This window comes from Nocardiopsis camelliae (genome assembly GCF_028993595.1).
GTDB lineage: Bacteria > Actinomycetota > Actinomycetes > Streptosporangiales > Streptosporangiaceae > Nocardiopsis > Nocardiopsis dassonvillei.
The window spans coordinates 1,729,439-1,751,952 of record NZ_CP118614.1 but is presented as its reverse complement, the minus strand read 5'-3'; the positions used below and the strand labels follow the sequence as shown (position 1 = coordinate 1,751,952).

The following is a 22,514-nucleotide window of genomic DNA, read 5'->3' as shown; positions in this document are numbered from 1 at the left end:
CGGGACGGCGGCGGTCAGCGGTCCTTGGTGATCCGGGACAGCTCCGGGCGCTTGGCCGTGACCGTGTCGCCGGAGGAGCGCCCGGTCAGGCGGCGGCCGATCCACGGGCCGAGCGACTCCCTGACCCAGGTCAGGTCCTCCCGGCGCGCGCGGGCCCAGCCGACCGGTTCGCTGTGCGGCCACGGCTCGTCCCAGCGCTCCGTCACCGGCACGCCCAGCACCTCGGCCACGCGCAGCGCCAGGCGGCGGTGCCCCTCGGGGGACATGTGCAGCCGGTCCTCGTCCCAGGCCCGGGGGTCGGTGAGCACCTCCATCGGCCACTGGTCCACCAGGAGGCAGCCGTGCCTGTCGGCGACGGCGCGCACGTGCATGTAGTAGCGCGCGAACAGGCCGATGGTGCCGCGCATGTAGCCCGTGGTGACGTTGACGCCGGTGAAGAGCACGACCTGGCTCCCCGCGGCGCGCAGGCGGCCCACCGTGTGGTCCAGGATCCTGGCCATCCGCTCGGGGTCCCCGCCCGGGCGCAGCAGATCGTTGCCGCCCGCGCTCAGGGTGACCAGGTCCGGGGCCATCTCCAGGACGGGCGGGAGCTGGTCGGTGACGATCTGGCGCATGAGCTTGCCGCGCACCGCCAGGTTCGCGTACAGGACCTCGCCCAGGTCGTCCGCCAGGTGCTCGGCCAGCCGGTCGGCCCAGCCGCGGAAGCCCGCGCCCGGCTCCGGGTAGGGGTCGCCCACGCCCTCGGTGAAGCTGTCGCCCACCGAGGCGAGCGACATGCCCGGCCTGAGCAGCGGACCGTCCGAACCTGCCATCACTTCTTCTCCTCCGACACGGGGTTGGGCACGGCACCGCCGTAGCGGCGGTCCCGGCTCGCGTAGATCTCACAGGCCCGCCACAGGTCGCGGCGGTCGAAGTCGGGCCAGAGCGTGTCCAGGAAGACGAACTCGGCGTAGGCGGACTGCCAGAGGAGGAAGTTGGACGTGCGCTGCTCGCCGGAGGAGCGCACGAACAGGTCCACGGGCGGCACGTCGGGGGCGTAGAGGTGCTGGGCGAGGGTGTCCTCGGTGATCTTCTCCGGGGAGATCTGGCCCGCCGCCGCCCTGCGGGCCAGCTCGCGCGCGGCGTCGACGATCTCGGCCTGGCCGCCGTAGTTCACGCAGAACTGGAGGGTGAGCGCGGTGTTGTCCCTGGTCATCTCCTCCGCGTCCTGGAGTTCGCGGATGACGCTCTTCCACAGCCGCCCCGCGCGCCCGGCCCACTTGACGCGGACCCCCCGCGCGTGCAGCTCGTCGCGGCGCCTGCGGATGGTGTCGCGGTTGAAGCCCATGAGGAAGCGCACCTCGTCGGGCGAGCGCTTCCAGTTCTCGGTGGAGAAGGCGTAGGCGGACAGGTTGGCCACGCCCATCTCCAGGGCGCCCTCGATCACGTCGAAGAGCGAGGACTCACCGGCCTTGTGCCCCTCGGTGCGCGCCAGCCCGCGCTCCTTGGCCCAACGGCCGTTGCCGTCCATGACCACGGCCACGTGCCGGGGCACCAGCTGGGCGGGGAGCTCGGGGGGACGCGCGCCGCTGGGGTGCGGAACGGGCGCGGAGTACTCCCGCCGTTTACCGGTGTCGAAGCTGAACAGACTCAAGAACGCTCCACATGGCGCAGTGATCGGATTCCGTTTTCCAGGTGCCACTGTAGGTAGGCCGCGACCAGCCCGCTGCACTCGGAGCGCTGCCTGTCCTCGCTGGCGTCCGCGCTCTCCCAGTCCCCTCCGAGCAGCGCCGACATGAGACGGAGCGTGTCCGGCGACGGGTGCACGGAGCCGTGGGGACGGCACACCGTGCAGACCATACCTCCGGCGTGGACCGCGAACGCGCGGTGCTCCCCCCGGCTGCCGCAGCGGGCGCACTCGGCCAGGGAGGGCGCGTACCCGGCGACGGCGAGCGAGCGCAGCAGGTAGGCGTCCAGGACCAGCCGGGAGTCGTGGCTTCCCTCACCCAGGGTACGCAGCGCGCCGATGAGCAGGAGGAACTGGCGCAGCGCCGGGTCCTTCTCGACCGAGACGACCTTCTCCGCGGTCTCCAGCATCGCGGTGGCGGCGGTGTAGCGGGAGTAGTCGGACACCACCGCCTCGCCGTAGGCGCGCACGGTCTCGGCCTGGGTGATCACGTCCAGCGTGCGGCCCGCGTGCAGCTGGAGGTCGACGTGGGTGCACGGCTCCAGGCGGGCGCCGAAGCGGGACTTGGTGCGGCGCACCCCCTTGCCGACGGCGCGGACCAGGCCGGTACGCCGGGTCAGGAGGGTGATGATGCGGTCGGCCTCGCCCAGCTTCTGGTTGCGCAGGACGACACCCTCGTCGCGGTAGAGACTCACACCCCCATTGTCGCGGATACCGCGGACCGTCCACGCGGACGGTGCAGCACGAAACCCCTCCACGACCAGCTTTGTCACAGTTTGGTTTCCCTTTTTGCGACATTTGCTCTACTCTCACGCGCTAGGCGCTCCGCGTCGGGCCCGCCGCCCTTCCCCCGCGGCACTCTCCCGGAGCAGCCGCGCGCATCCCGCGCGCTCCCCGACACGGGTTCACCCGAGACCCGCGGGGCACGAGCGAGGGCCGCCCGGAGCGCGGCCCCGCGCGAGCGGCACCCCGTCGCGCCCGTGCCCCGACGTCCCACTTCCCGAGGAGGGCCCCATGGCGCGTGGTCGCCGAGGCAGGCGCAGGAAGAGCGCCGACCGACACCGCCGCACCGGACGCGGACTGCGCTCGATACCGCTCGCGGTGCCCATGGCCGCGGTTCCCGTCGGCCTGGTCGTGGCGGGCGCGCTGCTGTTCACCGGCGCGGAGTCCGGCCTCAACCCCTTCCAGAACACGGCGGACGGCCAGGCGCGGGAGGGAGGGCTCGGCACCGCGGTCACCGACGACTCGCTCGTGCCCGAGGCCTCCGAGGACGCCGACTTCTTCGCCTCGCCCACCGCGACGCCGGAGCGGGAGCCCGCGCCCTCCGGGCAGGGCGGCGAGCCGCAGAGCGCGCAGGCCTCCTCCGTGCCCGAGGACGGCGGGGACGAGGACACCGGCGGCGGTGGCAGCGGTGGCGGTGACAGCGGCGGCGGCTCGGAGTCCGGTGGTGGCGGCGGCTCGGGCGGCGGTGACGGCGGAGGTGGCGGCGACAGCGGTTCCGACGCCCCCTCCGGCGGGTCGACCGACCAAGTCGTGACCCTGGTCAACGCCCAGCGCGCGGACGCCGGCTGCGGCCCGCTGCGGGTGGACTCGCGGCTGACCGCCGCCGCCCAGGAGCACAGCGAGGACATGGACCGGCGCGACTACATGAGCCACGAGAGCCCCGAGGGCGAGGGCCCCGGGGACCGGGCCGACCGCCACGGTTACGACGCCTGGGGCGCGGAGAACGTCGCCAAGGGGCAGACCAGCCCCCAGCAGGTGATGGACGCCTGGATGAACAGCGACGGGCACCGCAGGAACATCCTCAACTGCGACCTGGTCGCGATCGGCGTCGGCGAGTCCGGCAGCGCCTGGACCCAGATGTTCGGCTGGGAGTGACCTCCGGCGCACGCACGCGTGGCCGCCCCCCGGGAGGGCGGCCCCGCGTGCGCGAGGAGAGCGCGGCTGTCGGTCCGAGGTGGGGGCCGGGTGCACGCGCGGTCCGCGGAAGGGCGTGCCGCCCCGTTCGCCCTCCCGGAGGCCTCAGCGGACGCGTCGGCGCCGACCGGTAGTGTGGACCGCCGTCGCGACCCCTCGCGGCCCGACGGGAGGTGGCCCTGTGCGCGAGCTGAGTGAACTGGTCGAGGTGGAAGAACCCGCCTGGCCGCTGCTGTCCGAACGCCTGGAGCGGGGCGGGGCCGCCGTGCGCGCCCTGTCCGTGGACCCCGAGCGGGGCCGCACGTGCCTGCACCGCCTCCAGGTGACCGCGCGGTCCTTCCTGGGCGCGATGGCGCTGGAGTCCGGCGGCCTGCTCCTCGACGGCGGGTGGCTGCGCGTCCACGGCGGCGGCGGGGCCGAGCTGCCCGGTCTGGGCGAGGTCAACGACCTGAGCGCGGCGGTGGTGTACGGCCCGCCGCCGCGGCTGGTGGTCGCCCACGACGTGCTGGGCGGGGTGTTCGCCCTCAACGGGCCCGCGGCCGAGGGCGGGGACTACCCCGGCAGGCCCGGGGAGATGGTCTACTTCGCGCCCGACTCCCTGGAGTGGGAGCCGCTGGAGACGGCCTACTCCGGCTGGCTGCTGTGGCTGCTGGACGGCCGCCTGGAGGACTTCTACCGCGCCCTGCGCTGGCCGGGCTGGCGCGAGGAGGCCGAGGCGCTGGACCTGGCGCGGGGGCTGTCGCTGCGCCCCTCCCCCTGGACGGCCGAGGCGCGCCAGGACATGGCCGCGACCTCGCGCAGGCCGGTCGCGCTGGGCGAGCTGACCGGCGCGCACCGGGAGTCGTGCGCCGCCCTGGACCTGCCCGACCCCGGGCCGTTCGGCCTGCTCTAGCAGCCGGGAACGGGCCGGGGCCGCGACCCGGCGGTCGCGGCCCCCGCTCCCTCGGGCGTGCGCGCGTCAGACGCGCGCGATGGCGCTGCACAGCGCCTTGAGCGAGGCCGTGGTGATGCTGCTGTGGATGCCCACTCCCCACACCACCCGGCCGTCGATCTCGGCCTCCACGTAGGCGGCGGCGCGGGCGTCGCCGTCCCCGCCCATGGAGTGCTCCACGTAGTCCATGACGCGGACCTTGACGTCGACGCCGGTCAGGGCGTCGCAGAACGCGGAGATGGGGCCGTTGCCGGTGCCGGTCAGCTCGCGGATCTCGCCGTTGACCCGGGCGTCGGCCTCGATCCGGTAGGTGCCGTCGCTGTCGGTGGTGGAGCGGTGCGCCAGCACCGCGACCGGGCCGCCCTCGGCCAGGTAGGTCTGGGAGAAGATCTCCCAGATGCGCCCGGCGGCGAACTCGCCGCCCTCGGCGTCGGTGAACTTCTGGATGACCTGGGAGAACTCGATCTGGAGGCGGCGCGGCAGGTCCAGCGAGTGGTCGCGCTGCATGATGTAGGAGACGCCGCCCTTGCCGGACTGGCTGTTGACCCGGATGACGGCCTCGTAGTTGCGGCCCACGTCCTTGGGGTCGATGGGCAGGTAGGGCACGTCCCAGACGTACTCCTCCACAGGGGCCCCGGCGGCGTCGGCAGCCTCCTGCTGGGCGGCGAAGCCCTTCTTGATGGCGTCCTGGTGGGAGCCGGAGAAGGCGGTGTAGACCAGGTCGCCGCCGTAGGGGTGGCGCGGGGCGACCGGCAGCTGGGTGCAGTGCTCGACGGTGCGGCGGATCTCGTCGATGTCGGAGAAGTCGATCCTGGGGTCCACGCCCTGGCTGAACAGGTTCATGCCCAGGGTGACCAGGCAGACGTTGCCGGTGCGCTCGCCGTGACCGAACAGGCAGCCCTCGACGCGGTCGGCCCCGGCCATGACGGCCAGCTCGGCCGAGGCCACGCCGGTGCCGCGGTCGTTGTGCGGGTGCACCGAGACGACCACGTGCTCGCGCCGGGACAGGCTGCGGCTCATCCACTCGATCTGGTCGGCGTAGACGTTGGGCGTGGAGCGCTCGACGGTCGCGGGCAGGTTGAGGATGATCTCGCGGCCCGGGCCGGGCTGCCAGACGTCCATGACGGCCTCGCAGACCTCCAGGGCGAAGTCCAGTTCGGTGTCGACGAAGATCTCGGGCGAGTACTCGTAGCCGAAGTACTCGGTCTCGACCAGGTACTGCTCGGCGAAGCGCATGACGTGCCGGGTGCCCTGGACGGCGATGTCCTTGCAGGCCTCGCGGTCCACGCGGAAGACGACGCGGCGGAAGGTGGGCGCGGTGGCGTTGTACAGGTGCACGGTGGCGCGCCTGGCCCCGACCAGGCTCTGCACGGTGCGCTCGATGAGGTCCTCACGGGCCTGGGTCAGCACCGAGATCTGCACGTCGTCGGGGATCGCGTCGCCCTCGATCAGGGAGCGTACGAAGTCGAAGTCGGTCTGGCTGGCGGCGGGGAAGCCGACCTCGATCTCCTTGTAGCCCATCCGCACCAGCAGCTCGAACATCTCGCGCTTGCGGGCGGGGTCCATCGGCTCGATCAGCGCCTGGTTGCCGTCGCGCAGGTCCGTGGACAGCCAGCGCGGGGCCTCGGTGATGCTCTTGGAGGGCCAGGTGCGGTCGGGCAGGTCCACCGGCGCGAAGGGCTTGTAGCGGTGGAAGGGCATGGGGCTGGGCTTCTGCTGCGGCACCATCTCGGTGGCTCCTCGGGTGGTTCTGGCGCTTGGTCATGGTCGACCAGGACAAGCCGAATTCCCGCGGCGAGGGAGCCGACCTTTTAACGACCCCCGCCGCGGCCGCTAAGGAGAAGCAGCTCGCGCAGCATAACGGTCCTCACGCTAGCAGACGGCCCGCCGGAGCTGGTACCCGGTGTCCACATGATGGGACGCGCGTCACATGACCTGGGAATCCTCGTCACGGAGGACGCACCGGGCGGAATCCGCCCCCTTACCGGTACCTCGACCTCAAGAGAACGGCGGGGGGTCTGTAACATTTTCGGTGAACCCTTCAGTGCTAGGGGGGTTGTTCCAGATCCCGTCGACGGGGCCCGGGGTGCGGCCAACACCCGAGGCCGTCGCCGGCAGCGCGGTCACCGCGCGCCGGCGGCCGGGCCGGTCCCGTCGACGGGATTTCGCGTCAGGCGTCCAGGGCCGGGTAGTCGGTGTAGCCGCGGTGGTCGCCGCCGTAGTAGGTGGCCCGGTCGGGAACCGCGACGGGAGCGCCGGCCCTGATCCTGGCGGGCAGGTCGGGGTTGGCGATCCAGGCCGAGGCCATCGCCACGGCGTCCGCCCGCTCCTCGGCCAGGGCCGCGGCGGCGGGCCCGGTGTCGGTGCCGGAGGCCGGGTTGAGGACGAAGGTCCCCGGCCACTCCTTGCGCAGCGCGTCGGTGTACTCGGACGAGGCCGACTCCGTCAGGTGCAGGTAGGCCAGCCCGGGACGGCCGCGCAGCCCGTCCAGGAGCGCGAGGTACTGCTCCAGGGGGTCGCTCTGGCTGATGCCGTTGAGCCTGCTGGCCGGGGAGATCCGCAGGCCGGTGCGGTCGGCGCCGACGGCCTCGACGACCGCGTCCACCGCCTCCAGGGCGAAGCGGGCGCGGTTGGCGGCGCTGCCGCCGTACCCGTCGGTGCGCCGGTTGCTGCCGTCGGAGAGGAACTGCTCGATGAGGTAGCTGTTGCCGCCGTGCAGCTCCACCCCGTCGAAACCGGCGGCGATCGCGTTGCGCGCGGCCGCGGCGTGGTCGGCGAGGGTCTGGTCGATGTCGGCGGCGGTCATCTCGCGCGGCACCGGGTGCGCGAGCTTCTGCCTGCCGTCGTACATGGACGCGCCCGAGGCGACGGGGGACGGGGCGACGGGCAGGCCGCCGTCGGGGTAGAGGCTGGGGTGGCCGACCCGGCCCGAGTGCATGAGCTGGGCGAAGATGTGCCCGCCGCGCTCGTGCACGGCGTCGGTGACGCGCCGCCACGCCGCGACCTGCTCGTCGCTGTGCAGCCCGGGGGTGTCGGTGTAGCCCTGGCCGCGGACGCTGGGCTGGATGCCCTCGGTGATGATCAGCCCGGCCGAGGCGCGCTGGGCGTAGTACTCGACGGTGATGTCGCCGGGCGAGCCCCCGCGGCAGCGCGAGCGCGTCATCGGGGCCATGAACAGGCGGTTGGGCAGGTGCAGGCGGCCGATCCGGACGGGATCGAACAGGTCGCTCAAGGAGGACTCCGTGGTGTGCGGGTCGAGAGGGGCCGTGCCCTCGGGAACGCACTCACGTTAGGAGGAACCGCCGCGGGGCCGTCGACCGGGTACGCACTTGGCCAGGTCACGCACGCGCCGCCCTGGCCGGGTGGACACGTCACCGCGGAGATCAGTCCCGGTACACCTGACTGCGATGGGCGATGTGCACCACGAGAACGACGAGGAGTCCGTCCCGGATGTCGACGACCACGCGGTAGTCGCCGACACGATAACGCCACAGGTCACCGAGGCGACTGCCCTTCAACGCCTCACCGAGGCAACGCGGGTCGTCCGCTCCCTCCACCCGATCCTTCAGGAACCGGAGAATTCTCCGTACCACCTGTGGGTCCAGTTTTCGCAGGTCACGACGTGCATCGTCGTGGAGCTCAACTTTCCACGTCATGTTCGTCCATTACCTCTGAGAGCGGTGTCGTACCGCTGCGCCCCGCCCTGAGGTCCTCCAGCCTGCGTTCGGCCAGATAGACCTCCTCCAGCTCGTCCAGGTGAGCAACGATCGCTTCCCGGGCGTAGAAGCTCTTCGACCTGCCAGTCTCCTTCGCGAGGGCTTCGAGTCTGTCCTCGATCTCCGCCGGAAGTCTCAATGCCAGCATGACGCACCTCCCTGGTTGCTATACAAGTATAGCAACCAGGTCAGCATGGGCCCGAGTCGCACAAGGAGTGGTCATGAGCAGGACGTGGATCGACGTCGACGAGGCGCTTCTGGAGCGTGCGACGGAACTGCTGGGCACCACGACACCCGAGGAGACGGTGAACACCGTACTGCGCGAGGTCGTGGAGTGGAGCCGCACCGCCGCCCACCGGGAGGACATCTGGGACGCCGGGGGCTGAAGCCGGTGGTCAGGGGCCCGGCCCCGGGCGGCGCGCCCGGGGCCGGGGACGGTCAGAACTCCCCTTGGCAGGCCTGCTGGACCTTGCCCTGGCCGAAGGACTCTATGTAGGTCTCGTCCGGGGCCAGCTCCAGGTAACCGTCCGTCTGGGCCCCGTAGATCAGCACCGGGTCGGTGCCGTTCCACTTGAACTGGAGCTGACAGTCGTCCGTGGCCTCGTAGGTGGCCCACCAGAACCCTTCCGAGTCCGGTGCCGTGATCCTGAGTTCGTCACCGGGCAGACCGCTCTCCGCCAGGAGTTCCTGGAACTCCTCCTCGGACCCGTTCTGGGAGGAACACGCGGAGGAGGCGAGCGCGACGGCCGCGACTGCGGCCGCAGAGAGGAAACGCGCGTGGGGGGACATGCTTTTCCAACTTCCGAGAGTGCCGACGACGGCTCCGTTGCGTTCTCCCGCTCCCTGGCACGGCGGCTCCGTCGTCAAGGTGACTCCACGTTTGCGCAGGTGCGGGCCGGAGAAAACGCACGTCGCGAAACACTCCGGACACAACCCTGTAACGGCGGGTTCACCTGTGTCCGGTGTGCCCCGTTTGGTCCGCTGTGGCAGGCGTTCCGCACGGGGCACACCCGCCGTCAGGCCCCCGGGGCCGGCTCGAACTCCCGGACCGCGTCGATCGCGGGCCCGTGCGGCGTGTTGGCCTCGCGCTCGATCATGATCTCCACGAGCACCGGCCGCGACGTGGCCTGGGCCTGTTTGCGGGCCCACTCCAGGGACTCGCGGATCTCCCCGGGCTCCACGACGCGGCGCCCGGAGCACCCGTAGGCCTCCATGAGCTTGACGTTGTCGGTGCCGTACTCGTCGTAGTGGATGTCCACCTGGTAGTTCATGTCGAACGGGATCGAGGCTTGGCGGATCAGGCCCAGGTACTCGTTGTTGAGCATGATGATGACGTAGGGAACGTCGTACTGGGCGGCCACGGCCAGTTCCTCGACCATGTACTGGAACCCGTAGTCGCCGACGATCCCGACGACCTCGGCGTCCGGCTCGGTGTCCTTGAGCGCCTTCTTGACGCCGATCGCGGCGGGGATCTCCCAGCCGAGCGGGCCCGCCTGGCCGCAGATCTGGTAGTGGCGCGGCTTGTACGCCTTCTGGTGCTGGCCTCCCCAGATCTGGTACAGGCCGATCGCGGTGACGAAGTAGGTGTCCTCGCCGAAGACCTCGTTGATCTCCTTGTAGACGCGCGGCGCCTTGACCGGGACCGTGTCGAAGTCCTCGCGGCGGGTCAGGGTGGCCTTGAGCTCGGCTACCCGGTCGATCCAGGGCCGCACCCCGGCCTTGGCGCCGCGGGCGCGCGCGGCGGCGAGCAGTTCGCGCAGGAACAGCCGCGCGTCGGAGACCACGCCCAGGTCGGGCTCGAAGACCCGGCCGATCTGGGTGGCCTCGATGTCGACGTGGATGAACCTGCGCTCGCCCCGGTAGACGTCGATCTGCCCGGTGTGGCGGTCGGCGAAGCGCGCGCCCACCGCCAGGACCAGGTCCGACTCCAGGAAGGAGGCGTTGCCGTAGCGCTGGGAGGTCTGCACGCCGGTCATGCCCGAGTACAGGGGCGAGTCCTCGTCGAAGGAGCCCTTGCCCATGAGGGTGACCTGCACCGGAACCTGGAGGTGCTCGGCCAGCGCGCGCAGGTCGTCGGAGGCCTCGGCGGTGATGACGCCGCCTCCGGCCAGGATCAGGGGGCGTTCGGCCTCCAGCAGCATGTCCAGCGCGCGCTCCACCCGGGGCCGGTGCGGCTCGACGGTGTTGACCTTGAGCGGGGCGTCGATGGCGGGGTCGTAGTCGATCAGCTGCTGGGCGACGTCCACCGGGATGTCCACCAGGACGGGGCCGGGGCGTCCCTCCCGCGCGATCCGGAACGCCTCGCGGAAGATCCAGGGCGCGGTGGCGGCCTCCTTGATCTGGACGGCCCACTTGGTGACGGGCTTGGCGATCTCGACGATGTCGACCGCCTGGAAGCCCTCCTTGTCCAGCAGGTCGGTGCGCTGCTGGCCGGTGATGCACACGATCGGGACCGAGTCCGCGATGGCCGTGTACAGGCCGGTGATCATGTTGGTCCCGGCGGGGCCGGAGGTGCCGATGGCCACGCCGACTTTGCCGGTGGTCCGTGACCAGCCGTCGGCCATGTGGGTGGCGCCCTCCTCGTGGCGGACGGTCAGGTGCTCGATGCCGCCGACCTGTTCCATCGCCTTGTAGAGGGGCAGGATGGCCGCGCCGGGGCAGCCGAAGGCCGTGTCGACGCCCTCGTCCTTGAGGACCTCCACGACCGCGTTCATCGCGGGCATCTGTGGCATGGGAAGCGAACCCTTCAGTGCTGGGGGTGCTGGTGGCTGTGTGGTGGTGAAGCTGGGTGCCAGGGGTGGTGCCGTGGTGCTGCCGGGGTGCGGGAGAGCCCGCGGGCGGGCCCGGACGGTGCGCGGGCCGTGTCCGCCGGTGCGGCCAACACCGGGGGCGGACGGCTCGGGGCCGGGTGCGGGCCCTGGTGTCCGGAAAGCGCCGGTCCGCTACTTCCCGGAGCCGTCGGAGAGCTGCTCGACGATCTTCAGCAGCGCGGAGTGGTCGAGGCCGCCGTGGCCCTGGTGCTTGAGCGCGCCGACGTACTGCGCGACCTGCGAGCCCAGCGGGATCGCGACCCCGGCGGCGCGCGCGGAGTCGGTGACGATGCGCATGTCCTTGTCGTGCAGGGCGATCCGGAAGCCCGGGGTGAAGTCGCGCGTGCGCATGGCGGCGCCCTTGCGCTGGAGCACGGTGCTGCCCGCGAGCCCGCCGCCCAGGACCTCCAGGCCGGACTCGGTGTCCACCCCGTGCGCCTCCAGGAAGACCAGGGCCTCGGCCAGGAGCTGGATGTTGCCCGCGACGATGAGCTGGTTGGCCGCCTTGACGGTCTGGCCGGAGCCGCTCGGGCCGACCAGGACCGGGGTGGTGCCCAGGACGTCGAAGAGCGGCCGGGCGGCCTCGAAGTCCTCCGCGGCGCCGCCGACCATGATGGAGAGCTTGGCCTCGACCGCGCCCGCCTCGCCACCGCTGACGGGGGCGTCCAGGACGCGCAGGCCGCGCTCGGCCCCGGTCTCGGCCACCGAGCGGGACACGTCGGGACGGATGGTGCTCATGTCGATGACCAGGGTGCCGGGCTTGACGCTCTCGAAGACGCCGCCCTGGCCGAGCATGAGCTCCTCCACGTCCGGGGAGTCCGGGACCATGGTGATGACGGCGTCGGCGTCGGCGACGGCACCGGCGACGCTGCCCCCGCGCAGGCCGCCCTCGGCGACCAGCGCGTCGACGCGCTCGGGGGTGAGGTTGTGGCCGGTCACGGTGTACCCGGCGCGGACGAGGTTGACGGCCATGGGCAGGCCCATGATCCCCAGGCCGATGAAGGCGATCTTCCTGACGGGCACGAGGGCCCCCTTCGTGACTGGTGTGCGGCTGGTGCTGTGCTGCTGGTGCCGTGTGGCTGGTGGCGGGGTGCGCGGCTGGGGATCAGTTGAGCCAGCCGAAGCTCTGGGCGCTGGGCACGGTCGGCTTGTACTCCAGGCCGACGAGCCCCCGGTAGCCCCCGGTCTGGGCGGCGGTGAGCAGTTCCCCGATGGGCAGCCGTCCGGTGCCGGGCTCGCCGCGCCCGGGGGTGTCGGCGATCTGGATGTGTCCGAACTCGGCGGCGTGGTCGCGGACCGCGGCGGCGAAGTCGTCGCCGTTGACGGCGAGGTGGTACAGGTCCGCCAGGAGGGCGACGTTGTCCGCGCCCGCCTCCCCGGCCCGGGCGACGAAGGCGAGCCCGTCCGCGGCCGTGGTCAGGGGGTAGCTCTCGGCCCCGCTGATGGGCTCGATGAGGACGGTGCCGCCGACCGCCGCCACGGCCTCGGCCGCCGCGACGGTGTTCTCCAGGGCGGTCCGGTCCTGTTCGCCGGGGTCCACCCCCGGCTGGCGCAGGCCGTAGAGGGCGTTGAAGCCCGTGGCTCCCGTGCGCTCGGCGATGCGCACCACGACGTCGATGTTGGCGCGGAACTCGGCGATGCGCGAGGGGTGCGAGAGCACGCCGCGGTCGGGGCCGGGCAGTTGGCCCGCGAAGAAGTTGAGGCCGCTGAGACGGACACCCGCCCGGTCGAGGGCGGAGACGAAGGCGTCGACCTCGTCCTTGGGCGGGGTCGGGCTCTCGAACGGCCACCAGAACTCGACGGCGTCGAAGCCCGCCTCCCGCGCCGCCCGGGGGCGGTCGTTGAGGGGGAGCTCGGTGAACAGCAGCGAGCAGTTCACCGTGTACCCCAGGGTGTGGCTCATACCTTGCCTCCAGCATCTACTTCCACAATGCGGAAAGTAGTTTTCGCTTTAAGGAATGATTGAAGTGTGTGCCGGAGCACCCCCGCTTGTCAACCACCCCGGAGCCCGTTCCCCTCGCACCCCCTGCGCCGCTCCGGCCGCACCGGTCCCGCGAACCCCCCGGAACCCGTCGTGGACTCCGGGTGACGGCGAGAAGGTCGGACCTTCTTTGTGCTCGGGCACAGAACGGGTTATTTTTCGCAGATCTCCCCTTGCGAGTGTTGACAAGGTCACACTCGCATCAACTAGAGTCCCCCCAATCCGTAATACGGAATTAGGTATCTGCACTACGAAAATTCTTGGCGGGGGCCGCGGCGGTACGCCGTCCCACGGACGGGAACCCGGGGTTCGCGCCAAGTCAGGGGAGACCACATGAGCACCCCGGAGGAGCCGCAGAGCGGGCCCGACCCCGGCCTGGCCCGCCTGAACGCGCTGTCCGAACAGGAGCTGCGCGCCGCGCTCGCGCAGTGCCTGGACGTGGACCGCTGGGTCGCGGCCGTCGCGTCCGAGGCGCCCTTCCCCGACCGCGAGGCCCTGCTGGCCTCGGCCGACGGGCACGCGCGCGCGGTCACCGCCGACGAGGTCGCCTCCGCCCTGGCCCGCCACCCCCGCATCGGGGAGAAGGCGGGGGGCGCCGGCACCGAGGCCGCCTGGTCGCGCGGGGAGCAGTCCGCCTTCGCCTCCGACACCGACGACGCCTCCGTGCGCGTCCAGCGGGTCTTCGCCCACGCCCAGCGCGAGTACGAGGACAGATTCGGGCAGATCTACCTCGTCTGCGCGAGCGGGCGCTCCAGCCGCGAACTCCTCGCCGACCTGGTCGCACGCCTGTCCAACGACCGCGGCACCGAGCTGGCCGTGGTCGGCGGGGAGCTGCGGCGGATCGCCGGACTCCGCCTCGTCAAACTCCTGGAGGACGCATGAGCCACGTCACCACCCACGTCTTGGACGCCGCCCTGGGCAGCCCCGCCCGCGGCGTGCCCGTGCTGCTGGAGGCCGCCGACGGAGCCGGGTCCTGGCGGACCGTCGCCGAGGGCCGCACCGACGACGACGGACGCGTGCCCGACCTGGGCCCCGACCGGCTCCCCGCGGGCTTCCACCGGATCGTCTTCGACACCGGCGCCTACTTCGCGGCGACCGGCCAGCGCGGCTTCTACCCCGAGGTCGCCATCGTGTTCGACCTCGCCGACGAGGACGCCCACTACCACGTCCCGCTGCTGCTGAGCCCGTTCGCCTACTCGACCTACCGGGGTTCCTAGACCGGCGGGCGCCACGCGCCCTCCCCCTCGACACCACCCACACAGACCACCGCGGCGGCACGGCCGACCGGGAAGGGAGCGGCGGGCAGGAGATCCTCGCCGGCCAGGGCAAGCCTGAATCTTCGAGTGCGCGACAGGTCCTTCCGCACGACCACAGCGGTCCTCCCTCGTAGCACTGCGCCACGGCGCGAACGATGACGACTTCACGCATCACACGGATGGAGTTCACCCTGATGGGCATCCGACTCGGAGACAACCAGTACGGCAAGGCCGAGGTCCGCCTCGTCCACGTCAACCGCGACACCGACGTCCACCGGATCAAGGACGTCAACGTCACCTCCCAGCTGCGCGGAGAGCTGGAGACGGTGCACACCCTCGGCGACAACAGCACCTGCCTGCCGACCGACACCCAGAAGAACACCGTCTACGCCAAGGCCCGCGAGTGGGGCGGCGTCGGCGCCGTCGAGGACTTCGCCCTGCGCCTGGCCCGCCACTTCGTGGACGAGCACGAGTACGTGCACGGGGCCCGCCAGGAGGTGCAGGAGTACTCCTGGGAGCGGATCCGGACCTCCTCCGGCCCGCACGACCACGCGTTCTCGCGCAGGGGCGCCGAGACCCGCACCGCCGTCGTCACCAAGACGGGCGGCCGGGAGTGGGTGGTCTCGGGCTTCGAGGGCCTGTCCGTGCTCAAGTCCACCGGCTCGGAGTTCCACGGCTTCCCCAAGACCAAGTACACGACGCTGCCCGAGACCACCGACCGGATCCTGGCCACCGACGTCACCGCACGCTGGCGCTACGTGGGTGTGGAGCACGACTTCGACAGTGCCTACGCCTCGGTGCGCGCCCTGTGCCTGGACGCCTTCGCCCGGACCCACAGCCTGGCGCTGCAGCAGACCCTCTACGAGATGGGCAGGGCCGTCCTGGAGGCGCACCCGGAGATCGCCGAGATCCGCTTCTCCATGCCCAACAACCACCACTTCCTGGTGGACCTGTCCCCGTTCGGCCTGGACAACCCGAACGAGGTCTTCTTCGCCGCCGACCGGCCCTACGGCAAGATCGAGGCCACCGTGGAGCGCGACGACGCCCCCGAGCCCGGCGACGCCTGGAAGACCGTCCCCGGCTTCGTCTAGGCAGTGTTTTTGGGACCTCCGCTCCGCTTCGTCCCACCCGTCGCCCGCCACCACCCCCAACGGACGCTGCGCGCAGTCCTTCTTGTGTCCGGGCGCCCGGAGAACGGGAATCGGGTTGAAGCAGGCACAGCGGCGCCTCGGGGCGGCAGCCCCCGGCGCCCCCTGACGGAGAAAGCCCTGCCCCGCCCGTGCCCGGGCGCTCCCCGGTGAGCGCTCCGGCGAGTGCCCCGCGGGCGGGACCGCCCTCTCCTCGCGGTCCCGTCCGCGGACCCGGCGCCCCGCCGGGCGCGCGCACCGACACCCCCGTGACCCGCGCGCACAGCCGTGCCACGGGCCCTGGCCCGCCGCGGCGGGCCCTCCCCCGGCTCCGGCGCCCCCCTGACGGAGGTGCCGGGCCGGTGCGACACCACCGGGCCCCGTGCCCGAGAGTTCGGCCCCCTCCGGGGTGGCCGCCGATCGCAAAGGCTGGAAACTGGCCATGTCGAACAGTCCGTCCGCGAAGGACTCGGCCACAACGAACGCCGCCTCCTCCCCCCGCCCCGAGGACGAGAAGCTGCCCGCGCGGCTGCTCCTGGTCTACGGGCTCCAGCACATCCTCACCATGTACGCCGGCGCGGTGGCGCCGGCCCTCGTCATCGGCGCCGCCGCCGGGCTCGCGAACGACCCTGCCGCCATGGGCATCCTCGTCAGCGGCGCGCTCCTCGTGGCGGGGTTCGCCACACTCATGCAGACCGTGGGCCACCGGCGCGTCGGCGCGCAGATGCCGATCGTGGTGGCCTGCTCCTTCGTCCCCGTCAGCGCCATCACCTCCCTGGCCGCCGGGCAGGACGGCGAGAACCTGCCCGTGGCCTTCGGCGCCTCCCTGGCCGCCGGGCTCTTCGCCCTGGCGCTGACGCCGTTCTTCGGGCAGCTGATCCGCTTCTTCCCCCCGATCGTCACGGGCACCATCATCACCGTCATCGGCGTCAGCCTCATGCCGGTGGCGGCGCGGTGGATCATGGACGGCGGCGTCCGCACCCTGGAGGACGGTTCCGCGGTCCCGGCCGCGCCCCTGGCCAACCTCGGGCTGGCCGGGCTCACCCTCGGGGTGATCGTGCTCGGCTCCCGGGTCCTGCCCGGTATCTGGGGACGGCTGTCCATCCTCCTGGGCCTGCTCGTGGGCACCCTGGTCGCCGTTCCCCTGGGCATGGCCGACTTCAGCCGGGTGGGCGAGGCCGACGTCGTGTTCGACCCGACCTCGGTGTTCTACTTCGGCGCGCCCCGGTTCGAGGTCGCCGCGGTCGTCACCATGTGCGTCATCATGCTCGTGGTGCTGACCGAGGGGGCCTCGCACATCATCGCGGTCGGGGAGATCACCGGCTCGAAGGTGGACGCCAAGCGCATCTCGGCGGGCCTGCGCGCCGACGTGAGCGGCTCGCTCATCGGACCGGTCTTCAGCGCCACACCCACCAGCTCCTTCGCGCAGAACATCGGACTGCTGGCCCTGACCAAGGTGCGCAGCCGCTACGTGGTGGCCACCGGCGCGGGCATCCTCGTCGCGCTGGGGATGTTCCCGGTGCTGGGCGGCGCCATGGCGGCCATCCCCACGCCCGTGCTCGGCGGCGCGGGCCTGGTGCTGTTCGGCAGCGTGGCCGCCAGCGGCGTCAAGACCCTGGCCAAGGTGGACTTCACCAACAACCTCAACCTGGTGCTGGTGGCCGCCTCCGTGGGCGTGGCGGTCATCCCGCTGGCCTACCCCACCTTCTACGCGTTCCTGCCCGAGTCGGTGGAGCTGGTCGCGCACTCGGGCATCATCGGCGCGGCCGTCGTGGCGATCGTGCTCAACGTGTGCTTCAACGTGATCGGCCGCGGGGGCTCCGCCGCCCCGGCCGAGATCGACGCCGAGGAGATCGGCAGCGCCGGTCCCGGGGAGGCCAAGTACACCGACCAGGCCCGGGAGGCCTACCGCGACGGGGGCTTCGAGCCCCTGGACAAGCCCCGGGCGTGATCCGTCGCCGGGCCGGGGCCGCGCCCCCGCCCCCGCCCCCGGAGCCGGTGTCCGCGGGATCCCCGCGGACACCGGCGTTCCGTTCAGGGCGGCTGAATGGTATGCCTGAGAGGGTGACCGACTGGGATCTTCGCAAACTCCGCGTCCTGCGCGCCCTGGAGGAGTTCGGGACCGTCCGGGCCACGGCGGAGGCCCTGTGCATGACCCCCTCCGCCGTGTCCCAGCAGCTCTCCTCCCTCTCCCAACAGGTGGGGGTCGCCCTGCTGGAGGCGCACGGGCGGCGGGTCCGCCTCACCGACGCCGCGCACGCCCTGCTGCGCCACACCGACATCGTCCTGGCCCAGCTGGAGCGGGCCGAGGCCGAACTGGAGGGCTTCGCCAGGGGTGAGGCCGGGCACGTGCGCGTGGGCGCCTTCGCCACCGCCATCCCCAGCCTCGTGGTGCCCGCGCTGGGCGCCCTGCGGCGCGCCCACCCCGGCCTGACCACGCGGGTGCACCAAGCCGAGGCGGCCGAGGTCTACGACCTGTTGTCGGCGGGCGAGATCGACGTCGGCCTGTCCCTGGCCGCCCAGGCCCCCACCGGCCACGACGGACGCTACGACCGGCGCGAGCTGCTCACCGACCCCCTGGACGCGGCCCTGCCCGCCCACCACCGCCTGGCCGACTCCCGCGCCCTGCGCCTGCGCGACCTGGCCGAGGAGCCGTGGATCTACGGGGCGTCGGGTCCCTGGCGCGACATCACCGTCGCCTCGTGCGCCCAGGCGGGGTTCGTCCCAGGGCAGGCGCACGTGGCCTCCGACTGGAGGGCCATCCTGGACATGGTGGCGGCGGGCATGGGCGTCGCGCTGGTCCCCCGGCTGGCCGCCGCGGACGGCACCCCCGGGGTCAGCCTGCGGGTGCTGCACTCCGACCAGCCGCGCCGCCACGTGGTCTCCGCCGTGCGCTCCGGGGCGGGCGGGCGCCCCCAGGTCGCGGTGGTGCTGCGCGCCCTGGCCGACACCGCAGCGGACCTGGGCGGCCCATCTGTTCAGCTCAGCTGAACAGAATGATCAGAAACTTTCGCTGGAAGTAATCGTTCTCTCTTGGGACTCTGGACATGTCCGACACGTCCACTTTTTTCGGGAGAGACATGAGCGGGGCCCAGCCCACCGATCCACGTGCCTACAACGCCCGGCCCTACGCGGGCGGCGACCCCTACGCCGACTACCGGGGCGCCGACCTGGACTTCTCGGCCCTGGTCGACCTGGCCGACCGGCGCCTGGGCGCCGGGGTCGTGGCGGCCAACGACGAGTTCTTCGCCCAGCGCGAGAACCTGCTGCTGCCCGAACCGGCCGTGTTCGACCCGCACGCCTTCGGGCACAAGGGCAAGGTGATGGACGGCTGGGAGACCCGCAGGCGCCGCGGCGTGAGCGGCGACCAGCCCCACCCCGCGGCCGACGACCACGACTGGGCCCTGGTCCGCCTCGGCCTGCCCGGCCTGGTCCGCGGCGTGGTGGTGGACACCGCGCACTTCCGCGGCAACCACCCCCGCGAGGTCAGCGTCGAGGCCGTCCACCTGGAGGGCACCCCCACCACCGACGAGCTGCTCAAGGCGGAGTGGACCGGGATCGTCCCCCGCGCCTTCGTGTACGGGCACGCCGCCAACACCTTCGAGGTGGACACCGGGCGCCGGTGGACCCACCTGCGCCTCAAGCAGTTCCCCGACGGCGGCGTGGCCCGACTGCGCGTGTACGGCGAGCCCGTGCCCGACCCCGACTGGCTCACCGCCCTCGGCGGCTTCGACGTGGCCGCCCTGGTCAACGGCGGCATGGTCGAGGACGCCTCGGACCGCTTCTACTCCTCGCCGGACAACATCATCGCCCCCGGCCGCTCGCAGAAGATGGACGACGGCTGGGAGAACCGGCGCCGCCGCGACACCGAGCACGACTGGGTGCGCTTCCGCCTCACCGCCCAGGCCACCGTCCGCGCCCTGGAGCTGGACACCGCCTACCTCAAGGGCAACGCCGCGGGCTGGGTGGCGGTCCTGGGGCGCGACGCGCACTCCGACACCCCCGACGCGTGGTTCGAGATCGTCCCCCGCACCCGGCTGGAGCCCGACAGCGCCCACCGCTTCGTCCTGGACACCCCGGTCACCGCCACCCACGTGCGCACCGACGTCTACCCCGACGGCGGCATCGCGCGCCTCAACGTCTTCGGCTCCCTGACCACGGCCGGGGCCGACCACCTGCGCGACCGCTGGCGCGAGCTGCGGGGCTGACCCCCGCGCGAACGACCGGGCCGCCGCCGGGAACGTCCCGGCGGCGGCCCGTCGCCGTTCCTACCGGCGGACCAGCATCCGCCCGGCCCTGTCGTCAGGCCCCACGTCCCGTCCGCGCAGGACGGTGCGGCGCACCCGCCCGAGCAGTTCGGCCCCGTCGTAGGGGCTCACCGGGTTGCGGTGCTCCAGTGCGCGCACGTCCACCCGAAAGGACTCCTCCGGGGCGACCACGGCGAAGTCGGCGTCGGCGCCCTCCGCAATGGCTCCCTTGCCGAGCAGTCCGGCCACCCGCGCGGGCCCGGACGACATCCACCGCACCACGTCCGCCAGGGAGCCGCCGCGGCGGCGGGCCTCGGTCCACACCGCGGAGAAGCCCACCTGGAGGCCGGACACCCCGCCCCACGCGGTACCGAAGTCGCCGGTGTCCAGGTCCTTGAGGTCGGGGGTGCTGGGCGAGTGGTCGCTGACCACGCAGTCGATCAGCCCGTCGGCCAGCGCGCGCCACAGCAGGTCGCGGTTGGCCGCGTCCCGGATGGGCGGGCAGCACTTGTACTGGGTGGCCCCCGCGGGCACGCCCTCGGCCTCCAGGGTGAGGTAGTGCGGGCAGGTCTCCACCGTCAGCGGCACGCCCTCGGCCCTGGCCTGGGCGATCAGCGGCAGCGCGGAGGCGCTGGACAGGTGCAGCACGTGCGCGTGGGTGCCGGTGGCCCTGGCCACGTCGATCACCCGGGCGATCGCCTCGTTCTCGGCGGTGTCGGGCCGCGAGGCCAGGAAGGCGGCGTAGTCGCGCCCGGCCGCGGGCGGCGCCCCTTCCAGGACGCCGGGGTCCTCGGCGTGCACGATGAGCCGTCCGCCGAACTCCCCGATCGCCTCCGCGGCCGAGTACAGCTCGTCCGGGGACAGGTGGCCGAACTCCTCCACCCCCGACGGGGACAGGAACGCCTTGAACCCGAACACCCCGCGCTCCCAGAGCGCGGCGAGTTCCTTGGTGGCTCCGGAGCGGCTGTTCTCGGGCACCGCCCCGCCCCAGAAGCCCACGTCCACGGCGAGCTTGCCCTCGGCGGCGGCCCGCTTGGCGTCGAGCCCGGCGACGGTGGTGGTCGGCGGCACGCTGTTGAGCGGCATGTCGACCAGGGTCGTGATCCCGCCAAGGGCGGCGGCCCGCGTGGCGGTGGCGAAGCCCTCCCACTCGGTGCGCCCGGGCTCGTTGACGTGCACGTGGGTGTCGACCAGGCCGGGCAGCAGCACCTCGTCCTCGGCCAGGGTGATCTCGCGGCGGGCGATGAGCGGCGCGGACTCCCCCTCCAGGACGTTGACCACGCGCCCGTCGCGCACCCCGACGGTGACGGGCCGCTCCCCCTCGGGGGTGAGGGCGCGGCGGGCGCGGACGGCGAGATCGTGCTGGGTCATGTGTGTCACTGCTCCTGTCCCACCCGTCGGCTGGCCAGGTCGACGAGTGTGCGGGTGTCGGTTCCGGCGGCGTCGGCCACCTCGGCCTCGTCCAGCGCCCCGCAGCGTACCCCGCTCACCAGGGCGGCGGCCAACGCCTGAGCCGTGGCGGGCTCGTCCAGCACGCCGCCGGACACGGCGCCGAGGTAGGCGCGCAGGCGCGCGGCGGCGGGCGCGAAGGCCTCGCGGTAGAAGACGTAGGTGGCCAGGTAGCGGGTGGGCAGCTGGTGCGGGTGCAGGTCCCAGCCCTGGTAGAAGCCGCGCTCCAGGGAGCGGCGGACCAGGGAGGCGTGCAGGCGCCAGGCGGCGTGCACCTCCTCGGCCGAGCCCACGGGCAGCACGTTGGTGGAGCCGTCGGAGAGCCACACGCCCGTTCCGGCGGCGGCCACCTGCATGACGGCCTTGGCGTGGTCGGCGACCGGGTGGGCCATGCTCTGGTAGGCGGCGGTGATCCCGCAGGCGGCGCTGTAGTCGTAGGTGCCGTAGTGCAGGGCGCTGACCCGGCCCTGTCCGGCGCCGATCATGCGGGCGACGGCCACCGTGCCGTCGGGGAGCAGGACCGACTGCGGGGTCTCGATCTGCAACTCGAAGCGCAGCCGCCCCTCGGGCAGCTCCAGGCGCCGCTCCAGCTCCTCGGTGAGCCAGACCATCGCCTCGACCTGCTCCACGGAGGTGATCTTGGGCAGAGTGAGCGCGAGCCCGTCCGGCAGGCCGCCCAGCTCCTCCAGGAGGGTGTGCAGGAACAGCGCGAGGCTGCGGGCGCCGCGGGCGCGTCCGGCCGCCTCCATGCCCTTCATCCGGACGCCGAGGACGGGCGGGGCCTGCCCGGCTTCGATGTCGGAGCACAGGGCGCGGGCGGCGGCGACGGTGTCGCCGTCCTCCTGTGCGTCGCCCCGGTCGCCGTAGCCGTCCTCCAGGTCCACGCGCAGGTCCTCGACCGGCTCGCGGACGAGCTTGTCGCGCAGGCGGGGCAGGACCCCGGCCACGGCGTCCCCGTCCACACCGGTGGCGGCGGCCAGTGCCGCGGCGTCGGGCGCGTACTCGTCCAGGCTGCTCAGGGCCGCCTCGCCCCACTCCCGGACCAGGCCGGCCCGGACCCGGTCCGCGGGGACGTAGACGGTGTGCACCGGCTGGCGGGCGCCGGAGGAGCCCGGGTAGTCGCGGACGAGTCGGGCGTCGGCGTCGGCCAGGCGGGCGTTCAGCCCGGCGGTGAGCACGTCCAGGCCGAGATCGGGCTCCCTGCGGCGGTTCTCGGACCGGTCCTGTTGCACGTGTATGTCCCCTCCCAGGCTAGTTTTTCCTATCGTGGATAGTAACTTTTGCTATCCGGAATAACAAGGGAGCCAGGGGTGTCCAAGATCCCGGGACGCAGGTTTCCGGACCACCGGAACACCGCCGTTCCACGTGCTATAGAAGACAGTGAGCCGGAAACCGTCCTCCCCCGCGGAGGCAG

General features: G+C 72.5%; 22 protein-coding genes. 9 read left to right on the top strand and 13 right to left on the bottom strand.

The genetic code is table 11. The annotated features are described in order from the left end of the window. Positions 1-14: 14 nt before the first annotated feature. The 3 genes from PV789_RS07800 to recO are packed head-to-tail and all read right to left on the bottom strand — an operon-like array spanning position 15 to position 2,361. Positions 15-812: an SGNH/GDSL hydrolase family protein gene (locus PV789_RS07800; protein ID WP_274976793.1), complete on the bottom strand. Its 798-nt coding sequence runs from the start codon at positions 810-812 to the stop codon at positions 15-17. Next, positions 812-1,633, bottom strand: a complete 822-nt coding sequence (locus PV789_RS07795) for an isoprenyl transferase (RefSeq protein ID WP_274976792.1) — start codon at positions 1,631-1,633, stop codon at positions 812-814. Before PV789_RS07795 ends, PV789_RS07800 begins: the two co-directional genes overlap by 1 nt. Beyond that, positions 1,630-2,361 (bottom strand): DNA repair protein RecO, encoded by a 732-nt coding sequence (gene recO / locus PV789_RS07790; protein WP_212640976.1) that lies wholly within the window; start codon positions 2,359-2,361, stop codon positions 1,630-1,632. The genes PV789_RS07795 and recO overlap by 4 nt, the downstream gene beginning before the upstream one ends. Before the next feature lie 319 nt (positions 2,362-2,680). Here recO and PV789_RS07785 point away from each other — a divergent pair, with 319 nt between their 5' ends. Further along, positions 2,681-3,544, top strand: a complete 864-nt coding sequence (locus PV789_RS07785) for a CAP domain-containing protein (protein ID WP_274976791.1) — start codon at positions 2,681-2,683, stop codon at positions 3,542-3,544. A 220-nt stretch (positions 3,545-3,764) separates the two neighbouring features. Then, positions 3,765-4,475, top strand: a complete 711-nt coding sequence (locus PV789_RS07780) for a DUF2625 family protein (protein WP_274976790.1) — start codon at positions 3,765-3,767, stop codon at positions 4,473-4,475. Positions 4,476-4,541: 66 nt separating this feature from the next. On the opposite strand, the gene leuA is transcribed toward PV789_RS07780, so the two are convergent. The 4 genes from leuA to relB form a co-directional block, all read right to left on the bottom strand. Then, positions 4,542-6,242 carry a 2-isopropylmalate synthase gene (gene leuA / locus PV789_RS07775; RefSeq protein WP_274976789.1) on the bottom strand — a complete coding sequence of 567 codons (1,701 nt, stop codon included), beginning with the start codon at positions 6,240-6,242 and terminating at the stop codon, positions 4,542-4,544. A gap of 442 nt (positions 6,243-6,684) precedes the next feature. Next, on the bottom strand, positions 6,685-7,746 hold the full coding sequence (locus PV789_RS07770; protein WP_274976788.1) for an alkene reductase: 1,062 nt from the start codon (positions 7,744-7,746) through the stop codon (positions 6,685-6,687). 151 nt (positions 7,747-7,897) lie between these two features. Further along, positions 7,898-8,170, bottom strand: coding sequence for a type II toxin-antitoxin system RelE family toxin (locus tag PV789_RS07765; protein WP_274976787.1), 273 nt, complete (start codon positions 8,168-8,170; stop codon positions 7,898-7,900). Then, complete coding sequence (gene relB, locus PV789_RS07760; RefSeq protein ID WP_274976786.1) at positions 8,154-8,378, bottom strand: type II toxin-antitoxin system RelB family antitoxin; 225 nt, start codon at positions 8,376-8,378, stop codon at positions 8,154-8,156. The genes PV789_RS07765 and relB overlap by 17 nt, the downstream gene beginning before the upstream one ends. A gap of 73 nt (positions 8,379-8,451) precedes the next feature. On the opposite strand from relB, the gene PV789_RS07755 reads away from it, so the two are divergent. Next, entirely contained in the window at positions 8,452-8,616 is a 165-nt protein-coding gene (locus tag PV789_RS07755) for a type II toxin-antitoxin system VapB family antitoxin (protein ID WP_274976785.1), read from the top strand. Positions 8,617-8,668: 52 nt separating this feature from the next. On the opposite strand, the gene PV789_RS07750 is transcribed toward PV789_RS07755, so the two are convergent. The 4 genes from PV789_RS07750 to PV789_RS07735 all read right to left on the bottom strand — a co-directional run bounded on the left by PV789_RS07750 (position 8,669) and on the right by PV789_RS07735 (position 12,943). Further along, the gene (locus tag PV789_RS07750; RefSeq protein WP_274976784.1) at positions 8,669-9,019 is read right to left on the bottom strand and encodes a hypothetical protein; all 351 of its coding nucleotides are present in this window, start codon (positions 9,017-9,019) and stop codon (positions 8,669-8,671) included. Between the two features lie 227 nt (positions 9,020-9,246). Then, positions 9,247-10,962, bottom strand: a complete 1,716-nt coding sequence (gene gcl, locus PV789_RS07745; RefSeq protein ID WP_274976783.1) for a glyoxylate carboligase — start codon at positions 10,960-10,962, stop codon at positions 9,247-9,249. A gap of 210 nt (positions 10,963-11,172) precedes the next feature. After that, on the bottom strand, positions 11,173-12,063 hold the full coding sequence (locus tag PV789_RS07740) for a 2-hydroxy-3-oxopropionate reductase (RefSeq protein ID WP_274976782.1): 891 nt from the start codon (positions 12,061-12,063) through the stop codon (positions 11,173-11,175). Positions 12,064-12,145: 82 nt separating this feature from the next. Beyond that, positions 12,146-12,943, bottom strand: coding sequence for a hydroxypyruvate isomerase family protein (locus tag PV789_RS07735; RefSeq protein WP_274976781.1), 798 nt, complete (start codon positions 12,941-12,943; stop codon positions 12,146-12,148). A 411-nt stretch (positions 12,944-13,354) separates the two neighbouring features. Between PV789_RS07735 and uraD the strand changes: the two genes are divergently transcribed. The 6 genes from uraD to alc all read left to right on the top strand — a co-directional run bounded on the left by uraD (position 13,355) and on the right by alc (position 19,612). After that, complete coding sequence (uraD, locus tag PV789_RS07730) at positions 13,355-13,903, top strand: 2-oxo-4-hydroxy-4-carboxy-5-ureidoimidazoline decarboxylase (RefSeq protein ID WP_274976780.1); 549 nt, start codon at positions 13,355-13,357, stop codon at positions 13,901-13,903. After that, the gene (uraH, locus tag PV789_RS07725; protein WP_274976779.1) at positions 13,900-14,238 is read left to right on the top strand and encodes a hydroxyisourate hydrolase; all 339 of its coding nucleotides are present in this window, start codon (positions 13,900-13,902) and stop codon (positions 14,236-14,238) included. Before uraD ends, uraH begins: the two co-directional genes overlap by 4 nt. A 233-nt stretch (positions 14,239-14,471) precedes the next feature. Beyond that, positions 14,472-15,368 (top strand): factor-independent urate hydroxylase, encoded by an 897-nt coding sequence (gene pucL / locus PV789_RS07720; RefSeq protein ID WP_274978075.1) that lies wholly within the window; start codon positions 14,472-14,474, stop codon positions 15,366-15,368. A 478-nt stretch (positions 15,369-15,846) separates the two neighbouring features. Further along, positions 15,847-17,355 carry a nucleobase:cation symporter-2 family protein gene (locus tag PV789_RS07715; RefSeq protein ID WP_274976778.1) on the top strand — a complete coding sequence of 503 codons (1,509 nt, stop codon included), beginning with the start codon at positions 15,847-15,849 and terminating at the stop codon, positions 17,353-17,355. Positions 17,356-17,456: 101 nt separating this feature from the next. Beyond that, positions 17,457-18,395, top strand: a complete 939-nt coding sequence (locus PV789_RS07710; RefSeq protein ID WP_274976777.1) for a LysR family transcriptional regulator — start codon at positions 17,457-17,459, stop codon at positions 18,393-18,395. Positions 18,396-18,484: 89 nt separating this feature from the next. Continuing rightward, entirely contained in the window at positions 18,485-19,612 is a 1,128-nt protein-coding gene (gene alc, locus PV789_RS07705; RefSeq protein ID WP_274976776.1) for an allantoicase, read from the top strand. A 60-nt stretch (positions 19,613-19,672) separates the two neighbouring features. On the opposite strand, the gene allB is transcribed toward alc, so the two are convergent. Beyond that, entirely contained in the window at positions 19,673-21,022 is a 1,350-nt protein-coding gene (allB, locus tag PV789_RS07700; protein WP_274976775.1) for an allantoinase AllB, read from the bottom strand. A 5-nt stretch (positions 21,023-21,027) separates the two neighbouring features. Beyond that, entirely contained in the window at positions 21,028-22,332 is a 1,305-nt protein-coding gene (locus tag PV789_RS07695; RefSeq protein WP_274976774.1) for a DUF6986 family protein, read from the bottom strand. Positions 22,333-22,514: the final 182 nt, after the last annotated feature.

Coding starts and splice junctions, on each gene's coding strand:
- allB (WP_274976775.1), bottom strand. CDS start 21,022: ATGACCCAGCACGATCTCGCCGTCCGCGCCCGCCGCGCCCTCACCCCC.
- PV789_RS07750 (WP_274976784.1), bottom strand. CDS start 9,019: ATGTCCCCCCACGCGCGTTTCCTCTCTGCGGCCGCAGTCGCGGCCGTC.
- PV789_RS07710 (WP_274976777.1), top strand. CDS start 17,457: ATGCCTGAGAGGGTGACCGACTGGGATCTTCGCAAACTCCGCGTCCTG.
- uraD (WP_274976780.1), top strand. CDS start 13,355: ATGAGCACCCCGGAGGAGCCGCAGAGCGGGCCCGACCCCGGCCTGGCC.
- PV789_RS07735 (WP_274976781.1), bottom strand. CDS start 12,943: ATGAGCCACACCCTGGGGTACACGGTGAACTGCTCGCTGCTGTTCACC.
- PV789_RS07765 (WP_274976787.1), bottom strand. CDS start 8,170: ATGACGTGGAAAGTTGAGCTCCACGACGATGCACGTCGTGACCTGCGA.
- pucL (WP_274978075.1), top strand. CDS start 14,472: ATGGGCATCCGACTCGGAGACAACCAGTACGGCAAGGCCGAGGTCCGC.
- uraH (WP_274976779.1), top strand. CDS start 13,900: ATGAGCCACGTCACCACCCACGTCTTGGACGCCGCCCTGGGCAGCCCC.
- gcl (WP_274976783.1), bottom strand. CDS start 10,962: ATGCCACAGATGCCCGCGATGAACGCGGTCGTGGAGGTCCTCAAGGAC.
- PV789_RS07800 (WP_274976793.1), bottom strand. CDS start 812: ATGGCAGGTTCGGACGGTCCGCTGCTCAGGCCGGGCATGTCGCTCGCC.
- relB (WP_274976786.1), bottom strand. CDS start 8,378: ATGCTGGCATTGAGACTTCCGGCGGAGATCGAGGACAGACTCGAAGCC.
- PV789_RS07715 (WP_274976778.1), top strand. CDS start 15,847: ATGTCGAACAGTCCGTCCGCGAAGGACTCGGCCACAACGAACGCCGCC.
- PV789_RS07785 (WP_274976791.1), top strand. CDS start 2,681: ATGGCGCGTGGTCGCCGAGGCAGGCGCAGGAAGAGCGCCGACCGACAC.
- alc (WP_274976776.1), top strand. CDS start 18,485: ATGAGCGGGGCCCAGCCCACCGATCCACGTGCCTACAACGCCCGGCCC.
- leuA (WP_274976789.1), bottom strand. CDS start 6,242: ATGGTGCCGCAGCAGAAGCCCAGCCCCATGCCCTTCCACCGCTACAAG.
- PV789_RS07755 (WP_274976785.1), top strand. CDS start 8,452: ATGAGCAGGACGTGGATCGACGTCGACGAGGCGCTTCTGGAGCGTGCG.